The sequence below is a fragment of the Bacillus sp. mrc49 genome (assembly GCF_002803435.1).
Map to the genome: position 1 here is coordinate 1 of NZ_PHNG01000213.1, position 854 is coordinate 854.

The 854-nt window shown below is 45.3% G+C and carries 1 protein-coding gene; it reads left to right on the forward strand.

The features are described 5' to 3' along the window. The coding region (locus CVN76_RS01515; protein WP_198512414.1) for a sulfate/molybdate ABC transporter ATP-binding protein at positions 1-572 on the forward strand (572 nt) is incomplete at its 5' end. Positions 573-854: the final 282 nt, after the last annotated feature.

The following is an 854-nucleotide window of genomic DNA, read 5'->3' on the forward strand; positions in this document are numbered from 1 at the left end:
GGGCATTGGATGCGAAGGTTCGCAAAGAACTCAGGCGCTGGTTGAGAAGGCTTCATGATGAATTCAATGTGACGAGTGTGTTCGTGACGCATGACCAAGAAGAAGCGATGGATGTCGCCGACAGGGTGGTCATCATGAATGAAGGGAAGATTGAACAGGTCGGAACGCCCGAAGAAGTATATGATCACCCGATCAATCCATTTGTTTATGATTTTCTTGGAAGTGTCAATCTTTTCAAGGGGAACGTCCAACAAGGGAAATTGGTAACGGGGAATGTGGAAATGAATGCGCCTGACAGTGAAGATGGCGTCAGCACAGGGTATGTGAGGGCGCATAATTTCATTATCGAAACAGAAGCGTCAGGAAAGGATTCGATAGCCTCCATCATCGATCATATTCATACGATGGGAGCCATCGTCCGCATCGAAGTGATCCGCGAGGATACGAACGAACCGCTTGAAGTCGAGCTGACCAAAGAGCATTATATTCAGCTTGGATTAAGAAAAGGCGCAAAAGTGTTTGTCAGGCCAAAAGAGCTGAAAGTCTTTGTCGACTATATGGCTGGAATTTAAGCAAATGTCGAAAAACGAAGGTTTCGGAAAGCTTGTCTTTCCGAATCCTTTTTGATTTGTATGCTGTATCTGTAGCGACGGGTTCCGTTTTCCAACTTTCTCGATCGGGGCTTCCTGTATTGTTCTTTCCCAGTGACTCGATTTTTTATTGAAGACGAACAAGAGAGGCTCGTATTTGCATAGCAAACGATTCATGGCTCCGCAACTTACTATTCTAAAACCTGGAAGACTATAGGCAAATGGGTCTCTAGCAGAGTATTCATGCAGAGCGGATTGTAAGGA